We start from the raw sequence: 12,384 nt of genomic DNA, 5'->3' as shown, positions 1-12,384 counted from the left end.
GGCAAAGTTGAAGCCGTCAGCCGCAGGCGCGGCCCCTGCCCCTAGCGCAGCGCGGCGTTGAAAGCGGCGTCGAAATGGCTGGCCAGAAAGGCGTATTGCGGCGCAAAGCGTTCCGCCAGCACGTCGCGCAGGCTGTCGGGCACCTCTGCGCCCCGGGCGGCAAAGACGCGGCGGTCCAGCCCGGTATAGCGGTGCGGCGGCAGGCCCAGAAAGCCCTCGATCCGGCGCATCAGGCCGGCGGGATCGGCGGCGATCAGGCCGTAGGGCAGGATCAGCAGCCGGTCGGGGCCAAAGCGTGCCTGCCAGCGCGGCACATAGCTGGCGTAATCGCCGCGCGCCGCCAGAACCTTGTCATTGGCGGCCCGCAGCCAGCCGGCCTCGTCCGCCGGCAGGCGGTTGGCGCGTGTCAGGTTCATCCGCAACTGCGAGATGGCGCGGTCCACGGGATCGCGGATCAGATAGATGAACTGCGCCTCGGGCAGATAGCTGGCGACGTGGTTCACACCCTTGGGCGGCAGGCCGGAATAGGCGGGCGTGATGTCCAGCGGGCGCGTGCCCGGCGGCGCGGGCGCGAACAGCGACTGATACCAGTCATCGGTGAACAGCTCTTGCCCGGTCAGCCGGTCCAGCCAGCGCATCATCGCCGCAGATGGCTCGCGCCCCGCGCGGTCGTGCCGCGCCAGGATCGAGCGCGCCGCGCCCGCGACATGGCCGGGCGTCCAGCCCCGGTTTTCGGGGCAGAAGAGGTGGTCGAAATAATGCGCCTCTTTCATCGGCGGGCTGAACAGGCCCGGATGCTGGGACAGCGCGCCATGCAGCCAGGTGGTGCCGGATTTCTGCGCCCCGATCCCGATGACCGAGGGCTTTTGCGCCCGCCACTCTTGCGCCCAACCGGCGGTTTCATCGGGTGCGGATGGGGCAGCGGCGCGGGTCTTGGGCGCCGCAGCGCGTGGGCCGGGCGGCGCGTCGAGGGCGGCGTTGAACTCGGCATCAAAATTGGCGGCGAGGAAATCATATTGCGCGGCAAAGCGCGCCCGCAGGATCTCGCGCCCGGCATCGGGAAAGGCGGGGGCGGACGCGCCGCGGTGGATCTGGGCGCGAAGGCGCGGATAGTCATGCGCGGACAGGCCCAGAAACGCCTCGACCTCGCGCATCAGGCCCAAGGGGTCGGTGGCGATGCGGCCATAGGGCAGGAACAGCAGCCGGTCCGGCCCGAAATGCGCCCGCCAGCGCGGCACATAGGTCGCGTAATCGCCGCGGTCGGCCAGATCGGGGTCGTCCAGATGCGCCAGATAGCCAGCCTGCGTGCGCGGCAGCTTGCGCCGGCGCGACAGGTTCATCCGCAGCTGCGAAATCGCCCGGCTGACCGGGTCGCGGATCAGATAGATGAAGCGGGCGCGGGGCAGAAACGCCGCGACCTCCGCCACGCCTTCCGGCGGCAGGGTCGAATATTCGGGCGTCGTGTCCAGCGGCAGGCAGCGGCGCGGCGCGGGGGCGAAGGCGCGACGATACCAGGCGGGCGTGAACATCGGCTCTTGCGTCATGTCGAGCAGATAGCGCACCAGATCGTCCGGCATCTGCTGCTTGCGGGCGTCGAAACGCAGTTCGGTGGCGCGGATCGCCTGCCGGAAATGCCAGGGCATCCATTTGCGGTCGCCGGGGCGGTGGCGGGCGTTGAAATAATGGACCTCTTTGAACGGGGTGGTCCAGATCGCGGGGTGGCTGTTCAGCTGTTCATGCAGCCAGCTTGTTCCGGCCTTCTGGGCGCCGATGCACAGGACACGCGGTTTTCGCGGCTTGCCCGAGGCGTCCCATTGTCGCGTCAAAGATGTCCCCACAGATCGTACTCGCCCGCCTCATCCACGGTCACGGTCACGATATCGCCGGGCGAGAGTTCCTCAAAGCCCTGATCGATGAACAGGTTACCGTCGATCTCGGGGGCATCGGCCTTGGTGCGGCAGGTCGCGCCCTCGGCATCGACATGATCGACGATGACCTGCTGCCGGGTGCCCAGCTTGGCCTGCAGCTTGGCCTCGGATATGGCCTGCGCCTTCTGCATGAAGCGGTCGAAGCGGTCCTGCTTGACCTCGGGCGCGACATGGCCGGGCAGATCGTTGGCGCGCGCCCCGGCGACGTTTTCGTATTGAAAGCAGCCGACGCGATCCAGTTGCGCCTCGTCCAGCCAGTCGAGAAGGGTCTGGAACTCTGCCTCGGTCTCGCCCGGATAGCCGACGATGAAGGTCGAGCGCAGGGTGATGTCGGGGCAGCTTTGGCGCCAAGCCGCGATCTCGTCCAGCGTCCGGGCGGCGGCGGCGGGCCGGGCCATGCGCTTGAGCGTGTCGGGATGGGCGTGCTGAAAGGGGATGTCCAGATAGGGCAGCACCAGCCCCTCGCCCATTAGCGGGATCAGGTCGCGCACATGGGGATAGGGATAGACGTAATGCAGCCGGACCCAGGCGCCGAGGCGGCCCAGATCGCGGGCGAGATCGGTGATATGGGCGCGGTGGCCACGCGCCTCGGCATGTTTCAGATCGACGCCGTAGGCCGAGGTGTCCTGCGAAATAACCAGCAGTTCGCGGACCCCGGCCTCGACCAGCCGTTCGGCCTCGCGCAGGATCGCATGGGCGGGGCGGCTGACCAGACGGCCGCGCATGTCGGGGATGATGCAGAAGCGGCAATGGTGATTGCAGCCTTCCGAGATCTTCAGATAGCTGTAATGGCGCGGCGTCAGCTTGACCCCGCTGGCCGGCAGCAGGTCCACGAAGGGATCGGGACTGGGCGGCACGGCAAGGTGGACGGCGTCCAGAACCTGCTCGTATTGATGCGGCCCGGTCACGGCCAGCACCTTGGGATGTGCGCCGGTGATATAGTCGGGTTCGGCCCCCAAACAGCCGGTGACGATGACGCGGCCATTCTCGGTCAGGGCCTCGCCGATGGCATCCAGCGATTCGGCCTTGGCGCTGTCCAGAAACCCGCAGGTGTTGACGATCACCGCGTCGGCCCCGGCATAGTCGGGGCTGATCGCATAGCCCTCGGCCCGCAGGCGGGTCAGGATGCGTTCGCTGTCGACCAGCGCCTTGGGGCAGCCGAGGCTGACCATGCCGATGGTGGGCTGTCCCGCGCGGCGCGGGTCGGCGGGGATGCTGGCGCGGGCCAGATCGGGGCGGATCAGGGGCGGGTTCTGGCTCATGCGGGTGTCAGATAGGTCCCGGCCCCCGCAATGGCAAGCGTTCTGACGCGGGCTGCGGGGGTGGGCGGACAAGATCACGCATCTGTTGCTTTTGCTTTGCCGCCCCGCGTCGCAGATTGCGGGGCATGAGGATTTTCACCCCCGGACCCCGCGCACGTCACGCGCTGATCGGCGCGGCGCTGGCGCTGCTGCCGCTGGCCGCTGCCGCCGATATCGTTCGCGTGGGCGAGTTCATCGACGTCACCAACCATCGCGGCGGCAATGTGATCGAGATGGTCCAGACCCGCGCCCAGCTTGAACGCTCGGGCCGGACGGTGCGGATTCGCGGCTATTGCCGCTCGGCCTGCACGATGCTGGTGACGATGCCGAACGCCTGTCTGGGGCCAAAGGCGGTGCTGGGCTTTCACGCCCCGCGCCTGCCCAACACCAAGATCATCCCGCCTTATGTGCCCGAGATCATGGCGCAATTCTATCGCGGCGGCATCCGCAAGAAATGGAACGAAAGCTGGTCGCGCTCGCTCGAGATGCACCGGATCTCGGCGCGGGACTATATCAAGCTCGACCCGCAGGCGCGCATCTGCGACAGCCTGCGGAAATAGCGGGCGTCAGTCGCGCAGCCGCCAGCCGGTGCGAAAGATCCAGGCGATCGCGCCCATGCAGACCACGATCATCAGCGCCACCGCGAACAGCGACAGCCCGACCGGCACATCGGCCATGTCGAAAAACGCCCAGCGAAAGCCCGAGATCAGGTAGAGGACCGGGTTCAGCTTGGCCACGCTTTCCCAGAACGGCGGCAGCATCGAGGCCGAGTAGAACGCGCCCCCCAGAAACACCAGCGGCGTGATCACCATCATCGGCACGATCTGCAACTGCTCGAAATTCTTGGCCCAAAGCCCAAGGATAAAGCCCAGCAGCGAGAAGGCAAAGGCCGTCAGCACCAGAAAGGCCAGCATCCAGATCGGGTGGCTGATCTGCGCGCCGACGAACCAGAAGCTGGTCAGCAGGATGATCAGCGAGATCAGGATCGCCTTGGACGCCGCCGCGCCGACAAAGCCCGCCGTGACCTCGATCCAGCCGGCCGGCGCAACGAGGTACTCATAGATCGTGCCCGAGAATTTCGGGAAATAGATCCCGAAGGACGCGTTCGACACCGATTGCTGCAGCAGCGTCAGCATCATCAGTCCGGGCACGATGAAGGCGCCATAGGCGACCCCCTCGACCGACTGGATACGCCCGCCGATGGCGGCGCCGAAGACCACGAAATACAGCACCGTCGACAGCACCGGCGAGGCGATGGATTGCCAGATGGTGCGGAAGAACCGCTGCATCTCATGCGCGTAGATCGCGCGGATCGCACCCCAGTTCATGCCGTCTCTCCTGCGCTGTTGCGGTCCGGGGCGGCGCTGCCGTCAGGCCCGCTGCCATTGTCGACCAGCGACATGAAGACCTCTTCCAGCGTCGATTGCTTGGTCGAGACGTCGCGCACCTGAATCCCGCGCACCGCCAGGTCGGCCAGCAGATTGGCGATGCCGGTCCGATCGGCGCGGGTGTCATAGTCATAGCCCAGCTGCAGCCCGTCCCGGCTGGGGGTCAGCCCGCGTTCCAGCAGTTCGGGCGGGCAATCGGTCAGCGGCTCGTGCAGATAGATGGTCAGGTGTTTCTTGCCGAAATCGCCCATCAGCTCGGCCGTGGGCTTCATCAGCAGCAGCTTGCCGCCGTCGATGACGCCGATGCGGTCGGCCATTTCCTCGGCCTCTTCCAGATAATGCGTGGTCAGGATGATGGTCACGCCGTCGCGGCGCAGCTGATCGACCACCTGCCACATCTCGCGGCGCAGGGCGACGTCGACGCCGGCGGTGGGTTCGTCCAGAAACAGCACGCGCGGGCGATGCGACAGCGCCTTGGCGATCAGCACGCGCCGCTTCATGCCCCCTGACAGCGCGCGGGTCGGCGCGTCGCGTTTCTCCCACAGCGCCAGACTGCGCAGCAGCTTTTCCAGATAGGCGTCGTCCGGCCGCGCCCCGTAAAGGCCGCGGGTAAAGCGCACCGTGTTGATGACCGATTCGAAGGGTTCCAGCGCGATTTCCTGCGGGACCAGCCCGATCAGCCGCCGTGCGGCGCGCCAGTCGGTCAGGATATCGTGCCCGCCGACGCGGACCGTGCCGCTGCTAGGCACCACCAGCCCGCAGATGATCGAGATCAGCGTCGTCTTGCCCGCCCCGTTCGGGCCAAGCAAGGCGACGATCTCGCCCTCGTCGATGGTCAGCGACACGTCGTCCAGCGCGCGCGGTCCCTTGTCATAGGTCTTGCTGAGGTGGTCGACCTCGATGATCGCGCCCATCTGGATTGCATCCCTGTTCCTGTCGAAGCCGCCATCTAGCCCCCCGGCCGGGGCGCGGACAACCCCCGCCGGTCAGGCGCGGGCGGCAATGATGCTGTCTTCCAGGATATCCAGCGCCTCGCTGAACACTTCGTCCGGGATGGTCAGCGGCGCCAGAAAGCGGATCACGTTGCCATAGACGCCGCAGGTCAGCAGGATCAGGTTCCGCTTCAGCGCCTGTTCGCGGACGCGGTTGGCCATGTCGGGATTGGGCGCGTCGCTGCCGGGCATGTTGAACTCGACCGCGTTCATGAAGCCGGGGCCGCGGATGTCCACGATCTCGGGCACGGCGTCGCGCAGACCGGCCAGGCGCTGCTTCAGCCGGTGGCCCAGCCGCTCGGCCCGGTCGCAAAGCTGCTCGTCCTTAATCACGTCCAGCACGGCATGGGCCGCAGCGATGGCCAGCGGGTTGCCGGCAAAGGTGCCGCCCAGACCGCCCGGCGCGGGGCTGTCCATCACCTGCGCGCGCCCGGTGACGGCGGCCAGCGGCAGCCCGCCGCCCAGCCCCTTGGCCATGGTGGTCAGATCGGCGGCGACGCCGGCATGTTCCATCGCGAACAGCTTGCCGGTGCGGGCAAAGCCGGTCTGGACCTCATCCGCGATCAGCAGGATCGAGTGGGCGTCGCAGATCTCGCGCAGCTTGACCAGGAATTCGGCGGGCGCGGGATAGAAGCCGCCCTCGCCCTGCACCGGCTCGATGATGATGGCGGCCACCCGGCCCGGCTCCAGATCGGCCTTGAACAGCCGGTCGAGCGCGGCCAGCGCGTCCTCGGCCGTCACGCCATGCAGCGGGTTCGGGAAGGGCAGATGCCAGACATCGTTCATCATCGGCCCGAAACCAGCCTTGTAGGGCTGGACCTTGCCGGTCAGCGCCATGCCCATGAAGGTGCGCCCGTGAAAGCCGCCGGCGAAGGCGATGACCGCATCGCGCTGCGTATAGTGCCGGGCGATCTTGACCGCGTTTTCCACCGCCTCGGCGCCGGTGGTGACGAAGATGGTTTTTTTCGGCCCCTCGCCCGGCACCAGATCGTTCAGCCGCTCGGCCAGCGCGACATAGTTTTCATACGGCACGACCTGGTGGCAGGTATGGGTGAACCGGTCCAGCTGGTCCCTGACCGCCGCGATCACGCGCGGGTGGCGATGGCCGGTGTTCACGACCGCGATCCCGGCGGCAAAGTCGATATAGCGCCGCCCCTCGCCGTCCCAGATTTCGGCGTTCTCGGCCCGGTCGGCGTAGATCTGCGTGGTCATGCCGACGCCCCGAGAGATGGCGGCGTTCTTGCGGTCGGTCAGTGTGGACATAGGGGCCCCCCTGCTGTGTGCTGGCGCGATCCTAGCGCCCGTCTGGGGCCGCGAACAGGCCCCTCGCGATCAGTTGCGCGCGCCGCTGCTTGCGCGGGATCGAGGCCGCGTGTCATCCTTGGCCAAACCCGCAAGGAGCGGCGATGTTTCCCATCCGCGACCACAACCCCTCGGGGCAGACGCCTTACGTCACCATCGCGCTGATCATCGCCAATCTGGTGATGTTCGCGATGACGACGCCCTGGCTGGGGGGCAGCTTTGCGCTGTGGCAGGATCTGGCGCTGTATCCGGTGGCGGTGGTGCACGGCGTCAACCTGTGGGGGCTGCTGAGCCATATGTTCCTGCATGCCGGGCTGCTGCATCTGGGTGGCAACCTGCTGTTTCTGTGGATCTTCGGCGATAATCTGGAAGCGCAGATGGGGCATCTGGGCTTTCTGCTGTTCTATCTGCTCTGCGGTCTGGCCGCCGCCGGGGCGCAGATCGCGTCCGACCCGTGGACGCTGGTGCCGATGATCGGGGCATCGGGCGCGATTGCCGGGGTGATGGGCGGCTATGTGCTGATGTTTCCGCGCGCCCGCGTCGATGTGGTCGCGATCATCCTGATCTTCGTCAAGGTGGTGACGCTGCGGGCCTGGGTGGTGCTGGGGCTGTGGTTTCTGCTGCAACTTTTCGGCAGCTTCTCGCTGGCCGGGGACGGGGTCGCCTATTGGGCGCATATCGGCGGTTTCGTGGCGGGCGTGACGCTGTGCCTGCCGCTGTTCCTGCGCCGGGGCGGGCTGGGCTTCTGGCGCATCACCCACGGCAAGCCACCGCATCCGGCCATCGAATACGCCCGGTCCCGCATCCCGGTGGTGCGGCGATGACACTGCCGGTCATCACCTCGCCGCATCGCCTGACCTGCCATTGCGGCGCGGTCGAGATCGCGGTGACGCTGAGCGGCGGGCTGGAGACGGCCCGGCGCTGCGATTGCAGCTATTGCCGGCGGCGGGGCGCGGTGGCGCTGACCGCGCGGCTGGACGGGCTGCGGATCGTCCGCGGGGCCGAGGCGCTGAGCCTGTATCAGTTCGGCACCCACACCGCGCAGCATCACTTCTGCCGGCATTGCGGCATCTATACCCACCACCGCAGACGCTCGAACCCCAACGAATATGGCATCAACGCCGCCTGTCTGGAGGGGGTGAACCCGCGCGATCTGGACCCGGTGCCGTGGACGGACGGCGTGCACCACTCGTCCGACCGGGCGGAGCCTCGGGAAGAAGCGCCCGGCGCCGGCGCCGACCCCGATCAGCCTTCCTGAGCGCGCCGGATCCCCGTCATCGCGTAATTCACCGACAGGTCGCGTTCCGACAGTGACCAGCCCCAGCTGATCGGGTTGAACACCATGCCGCGCCGGTCGGCGACGTGCAGCCCGGCCTGCGTCATCATCTGCGCCAGCTCGTCCGGAGTGATGAAGCGCGACCATTCATGCGTGCCCTTGGGCAGCCAGCGCATCACCCATTCCGCCCCGATGATCGCGGCGGCGTAGCTGCGCAGGTTGCGGTTCAGCGTCGACATGACCAGCACGCCGCCCGGCCGCAGCAGATCGTGGCAGGACTGGACGAAACCGGCGGGGTCGGCGACATGCTCGACAATCTCCATCGCCAGCACGGCGTCAAAGCTTTCGCCCTGGGCCAGCAGCGCCTCGGCGGTGTCGTTGCGATAGTCGATGTCCAGCCCGACCTCGGCCGCGTGCAGGCTGGCGACCTTGATGTTGCGGGGCGCGGCGTCGGCGCCCACGACATCGGCCCCCAGCCGGGCCATCGGTTCGGACAGCAGCCCGCCGCCGCAGCCGATATCCAGCAGCCGCAGCCCCTCGAACGGGCGCGGCGACTTCAGGTCGCGCCCGAACTCGGCCGCGATCTGGTCGGTGACATATCCCAGCCGGACCGGGTTCATCATGTGCAGCGGCTTGAACTTTCCGGCAGGATCCCACCATTCTGCGGCCATGGCCTCGAATTTGGCGATTTCCGCGTGGTCCTGACTGTCGGTCATCCTCGGTCCCTTTCGCGCAACCTGTGGCTTGTATAAGGTTATAGTCATGGATCAGACAGCAGGGCAATTCGGCGCCTCACGCCTTTATCCGCATCTCGAGCCTTACGACCGCCGGCGGGTCGAGGCCGGGTCGGGGCATGTGCTGTATGTCGAGCAGTCCGGCAACCCCGACGGCCCGCCCGTGGTGGTGCTGCATGGCGGGCCGGGCGGCGGGTGCAGCCCCTTCATGCGGCGCTTTTTCGACCCGCAGCATTACCGCGTGGTGATGTTCGACCAACGCGGCTGCGGGCTGTCCACACCCCATGCCAGCATCGAGGCCAACACCACCGCCCATCTGATCGCCGATATCGAATTGCTGCGCGAAACCCTGGGCATCGGCGCCTGGACCGTCTTTGGCGGAAGCTGGGGCGCGACGCTGGCGCTGGCCTATGCGCAGGCGCATCCGGGCAGCGTCACCGGGCTGGTGCTGCGCGGGGTGTTTCTGGGCCGCAACGAGGAACTCGACTGGTTCTATGGCGGCGGCGCGGCGCGGTTCTGGCCGGAACGCTGGCGCGATTTCTGCGCGCCGATTCCGCCCGCCGAACGCGGTGACATGATCGCCGCCTATCACCGCCGCCTGTTTTCCGGCGACCGAGAGCTTGAACGCCGCGTCGCCCGGCACTGGACGATCTGGGAAAGCGGGCTGGCAGGGCTGGACATCCCCTATCCCGGCGCGGCCTCGCCCGAATATGCGCGGGCCTTCGCGCGGCTGGAATGTCACTATTTCCACAACCGCTGCTTTCTGGACGAGGGCCAGTTGCTGCGCGACCGCCACCTGATCGAACATCTGCCCTGCCAGATCGTGCAGGGCCGCTATGACATGGTCTGCCCGCCGCACAGCGCATGGCAGCTGGCCCAGGGCTGGCCCGGCTGCCGGCTGCACATGATCCCCGCCTCGGGGCACGCGCTCAGCGAGCCGAGGATCGCGGCGGCGCTGGTTTCGATCATGGACGGGCTGCGCGCGTCGGGCGCCCACGGTAACGCTTGCGCCCATGGATGATTCGCCCTATATGATCGTTCAACAGCGGTGCAGGCCTCCACCCCCTGCGCCACCGAAACCATGACGGGCCGCTGCGGGCCCGTTTTTCATTTTCAGGGATGCTCATGTCGAACGACCTGATTGCCAAGACCGCCATCGACCGCCGCCTGGCCGATATCCTGACCCCCGTGATCGAGGATATGGGCTTTGAACTGGTCCGCCTGCGCCTGCAGGGCGGCAAGACCGCGACGCTGCAGATCATGGCCGACCGGCCCGAGGGCGGGATCACCGTCGATGACTGCGCCGAGATCTCGACCATGGTCAGCGCCACGCTGGATGTCGAAGACCCCATCGAGGACAAGTATTTCCTCGAGGTGTCCAGCCCCGGCATCGACCGGCCGCTGACCCGGCTGAAGGATTTCCAGACCTTCGAGGGCTATGACGCGCGGCTGGAAACCAGCCAGCTCATCGACGGGCGCAAGCGCTTCAGCGGGATCCTGGCCGGGACCGAGGGCGATGACGTCTTGATCAATATCGACGTCGGCGGCGAGACCCAGACCATCGGGCTGAATTTCGACTGGCTGGCCGATGCCAAGCTGGCGCTGACCGACGAGTTGATCGCCGAGATGCTGCGCCAGAAAAAGGCCGCCGGCGTTCAGGTCGACAATCTCGACGAATCGATGTTCGACGAAGTGCAAACGGAAGACGGCGAGGATGACGACGCCGCTATGAAGGAGTAAGTGATGGCAATCACCTCTGCCAATCAGCTTGAACTGCTGCAAACCGCCGAGGCCGTGGCCCGCGAGAAGATGATCGAGCCCGAGCTGGTCATCGAGGCGATGGAGGACAGCCTCGCCAGGGCGGCAAAGTCGCGCTATGGCGCGGAAATGGACATTCGCGTGTCCATCGACCGCAAGACCGGCAACGCGACCTTCACCCGCGTCCGCACCGTCGTGGACGAGGAGGCGCTGGAAAACTATCAGGCAGAGTTCACGCCCGAACAGGCGAAACTGTATTTCGAAAAGCCCGCCAACCCGGCCAATTACTGGACGCGCGAGGGCGAGAAGCTGGACGATTTCACCGGCGGCCCGCAGGTCGGCGACGTGTTTTCCGAACAGGTGCCGCCGGTCGAACTGGGCCGCATCGCCGCCCAATCGGCCAAGCAGGTCATCCTGCAGCGCGTCCGCGAGGCCGAGCGTGACCGCCAATACGAGGAATTCAAGGACCGCGCCGGCACCATCATCAACGGCGTCGTCAAGCGCGAGGAATACGGCAACATCATCGTCGATGTCGGCCGGGGCGAAGCGATCCTGCGCCGCAACGAAAAGATCGGCCGCGAAAGCTATCGCCCGAACGACCGCATCCGCGCCTATGTCAAGGATGTGCGCCGCGAGACGCGCGGCCCGCAGATCTTCCTGTCCCGCACCGACCCGCAATTCATGGCCGAATTGTTCAAGATGGAAGTGCCGGAGATCTATGACGGCGTGATCGAGATCAAGGCCGTCGCCCGCGATCCGGGCAGCCGCGCCAAGATCGCCGTGATCAGCTATGACAACTCGATCGACCCGGTCGGCGCCTGCGTCGGCATGCGCGGCAGCCGCGTTCAGGCGGTCGTGGGCGAGTTGCAGGGCGAAAAGATCGACATCATTCCGTGGTCCGAAGATCAGGCGACCTTCCTGGTGAACGCGCTGCAACCGGCCGAGGTCAGCAAGGTCGTCGTCGACGAGGACGCGCCCCGGATCGAGGTCGTCGTCCCCGAGGAACAGCTGTCGCTGGCCATCGGCCGTCGCGGCCAGAACGTGCGTCTGGCCAGCCAGCTGACCGGTCTGGATATCGACATCATGACCGAGGAAGAGGAAAGCAAGCGCCGTCAGGCCGAGTTCAACGCCCGGACCAAGCTGTTCATGGACAACCTCGACCTGGACGAGTTCTTCGCCCAGCTTCTGGTCGCCGAAGGCTTCACCAACCTGGAAGAGGTGGCCTATATCGAACAGGAAGAGCTGCTGTCCATCGACGGGGTCGACGAAGGCACCGCCGAAGAGCTGCAGGCCCGTGCCCGCGACGTGATCGAGGCGGCGAATCGCGCCGCTCTGGAAAACGCGCGTTCGCTGGGTGCCGATGACACGCTGGTTGAATTCGAGGGTCTGACACCCCAGATGGTCGAGGCACTGGCCAAGGATGGCGTCAAGTCGCTGGAAGACTTCGCGACCTGCGCCGACTGGGAACTGGCCGGTGGCTGGACCACGGTCGACGGCCAGCGCCACAAGGATGAGGGCCTGCTGGAACCGTTCGGCATCACGCTGGAAGCCGCGCAGGACATGGTGATGACCGCGCGGGTGATGCTGGGCTGGGTCGATCCCGACGAATTGTTGGGCGAGGCCGGTGACGACGACGACGCCGAGGCGGATGCCGCCGAGGCCGAAACCGCCGCCGCAACCGAGGAGGCCGGGGCCTGATCGCCTC

Annotated in this window: 12 protein-coding genes; 6 read left to right on the top strand and 6 right to left on the bottom strand. The window is 66.8% G+C overall.

The annotated features are described in order from the left end of the window. Window positions 1-41 precede the first annotated feature (41 nt). Together CYR75_RS16480 and rimO are read right to left on the bottom strand one after the other, a co-directional pair. Entirely contained in the window at window positions 42-1,826 is a 1,785-nt protein-coding gene (locus CYR75_RS16480) for a sulfotransferase family protein (RefSeq protein ID WP_225972742.1), read from the bottom strand. Beyond that, window positions 1,823-3,190, bottom strand: a complete 1,368-nt coding sequence (gene rimO / locus CYR75_RS13765; RefSeq protein WP_101500567.1) for a 30S ribosomal protein S12 methylthiotransferase RimO — start codon at window positions 3,188-3,190, stop codon at window positions 1,823-1,825. The genes CYR75_RS16480 and rimO overlap by 4 nt, the downstream gene beginning before the upstream one ends. Window positions 3,191-3,315: 125 nt before the next feature. Between rimO and CYR75_RS13760 the strand changes: the two genes are divergently transcribed. Then, window positions 3,316-3,789: a hypothetical protein gene (locus tag CYR75_RS13760; protein WP_101500566.1), complete on the top strand. Its 474-nt coding sequence runs from the start codon at window positions 3,316-3,318 to the stop codon at window positions 3,787-3,789. A 6-nt stretch (window positions 3,790-3,795) separates the two neighbouring features. Here the strand turns inward: CYR75_RS13760 and CYR75_RS13755 are convergent, their stop codons facing one another. The 3 genes from CYR75_RS13755 to CYR75_RS13745 form a co-directional block, all read right to left on the bottom strand. Next, on the bottom strand, window positions 3,796-4,557 hold the full coding sequence (locus tag CYR75_RS13755; protein WP_101500565.1) for an ABC transporter permease: 762 nt from the start codon (window positions 4,555-4,557) through the stop codon (window positions 3,796-3,798). Continuing rightward, window positions 4,554-5,531, bottom strand: coding sequence for an ABC transporter ATP-binding protein (locus tag CYR75_RS13750; protein WP_101500564.1), 978 nt, complete (start codon window positions 5,529-5,531; stop codon window positions 4,554-4,556). The genes CYR75_RS13755 and CYR75_RS13750 overlap by 4 nt, the downstream gene beginning before the upstream one ends. Window positions 5,532-5,603: 72 nt before the next feature. After that, entirely contained in the window at window positions 5,604-6,872 is a 1,269-nt protein-coding gene (locus CYR75_RS13745) for a 4-aminobutyrate--2-oxoglutarate transaminase (RefSeq protein WP_101500563.1), read from the bottom strand. A gap of 143 nt (window positions 6,873-7,015) precedes the next feature. Here CYR75_RS13745 and CYR75_RS13740 point away from each other — a divergent pair, with 143 nt between their 5' ends. Continuing rightward, entirely contained in the window at window positions 7,016-7,735 is a 720-nt protein-coding gene (locus CYR75_RS13740; RefSeq protein WP_101500562.1) for a rhomboid family intramembrane serine protease, read from the top strand. After that, entirely contained in the window at window positions 7,732-8,169 is a 438-nt protein-coding gene (locus CYR75_RS13735) for a GFA family protein (RefSeq protein WP_101500561.1), read from the top strand. The genes CYR75_RS13740 and CYR75_RS13735 overlap by 4 nt, the downstream gene beginning before the upstream one ends. On the opposite strand, the gene ubiG is transcribed toward CYR75_RS13735, so the two are convergent. After that, complete coding sequence (ubiG, locus tag CYR75_RS13730) at window positions 8,157-8,903, bottom strand: bifunctional 2-polyprenyl-6-hydroxyphenol methylase/3-demethylubiquinol 3-O-methyltransferase UbiG (protein WP_101500560.1); 747 nt, start codon at window positions 8,901-8,903, stop codon at window positions 8,157-8,159. The two genes, CYR75_RS13735 and ubiG, sit on opposite strands and share 13 nt — an antisense overlap. A 46-nt stretch (window positions 8,904-8,949) precedes the next feature. Here ubiG and pip point away from each other — a divergent pair, with 46 nt between their 5' ends. The 3 genes from pip to nusA all read left to right on the top strand — a co-directional run bounded on the left by pip (window position 8,950) and on the right by nusA (window position 12,377). Further along, entirely contained in the window at window positions 8,950-9,942 is a 993-nt protein-coding gene (gene pip, locus CYR75_RS13725) for a prolyl aminopeptidase (protein ID WP_101500559.1), read from the top strand. Window positions 9,943-10,046: 104 nt separating this feature from the next. Further along, window positions 10,047-10,661, top strand: a complete 615-nt coding sequence (rimP, locus tag CYR75_RS13720; RefSeq protein WP_101500558.1) for a ribosome maturation factor RimP — start codon at window positions 10,047-10,049, stop codon at window positions 10,659-10,661. Window positions 10,662-10,664: 3 nt separating this feature from the next. Beyond that, on the top strand, window positions 10,665-12,377 hold the full coding sequence (nusA, locus tag CYR75_RS13715; RefSeq protein ID WP_101500557.1) for a transcription termination factor NusA: 1,713 nt from the start codon (window positions 10,665-10,667) through the stop codon (window positions 12,375-12,377). The last annotated feature ends 7 nt before the right edge of the window (window positions 12,378-12,384 follow it).

The organism is Paracoccus jeotgali (assembly GCF_002865605.1).
Classification (GTDB): Bacteria; Pseudomonadota; Alphaproteobacteria; order Rhodobacterales; family Rhodobacteraceae; genus Paracoccus; species Paracoccus jeotgali.
This window is presented reverse-complemented; position numbering and strand designations above follow the sequence as displayed.

Excerpts from the sequence above, each read along its gene's own strand:
- rimO (WP_101500567.1), bottom strand. The coding sequence starts at position 3,190 with ATGAGCCAGAACCCGCCCCTGATCCGCCCCGATCTGGCCCGCGCCAGC.
- CYR75_RS13760 (WP_101500566.1), top strand. The coding sequence starts at position 3,316 with ATGAGGATTTTCACCCCCGGACCCCGCGCACGTCACGCGCTGATCGGC.
- CYR75_RS13755 (WP_101500565.1), bottom strand. The coding sequence starts at position 4,557 with ATGAACTGGGGTGCGATCCGCGCGATCTACGCGCATGAGATGCAGCGG.
- CYR75_RS13750 (WP_101500564.1), bottom strand. The coding sequence starts at position 5,531 with ATGGGCGCGATCATCGAGGTCGACCACCTCAGCAAGACCTATGACAAG.
- CYR75_RS13745 (WP_101500563.1), bottom strand. The coding sequence starts at position 6,872 with ATGTCCACACTGACCGACCGCAAGAACGCCGCCATCTCTCGGGGCGTC.
- CYR75_RS13740 (WP_101500562.1), top strand. The coding sequence starts at position 7,016 with ATGTTTCCCATCCGCGACCACAACCCCTCGGGGCAGACGCCTTACGTC.
- CYR75_RS13735 (WP_101500561.1), top strand. The coding sequence starts at position 7,732 with ATGACACTGCCGGTCATCACCTCGCCGCATCGCCTGACCTGCCATTGC.
- ubiG (WP_101500560.1), bottom strand. The coding sequence starts at position 8,903 with ATGACCGACAGTCAGGACCACGCGGAAATCGCCAAATTCGAGGCCATG.
- pip (WP_101500559.1), top strand. The coding sequence starts at position 8,950 with ATGGATCAGACAGCAGGGCAATTCGGCGCCTCACGCCTTTATCCGCAT.
- rimP (WP_101500558.1), top strand. The coding sequence starts at position 10,047 with ATGTCGAACGACCTGATTGCCAAGACCGCCATCGACCGCCGCCTGGCC.
- nusA (WP_101500557.1), top strand. The coding sequence starts at position 10,665 with ATGGCAATCACCTCTGCCAATCAGCTTGAACTGCTGCAAACCGCCGAG.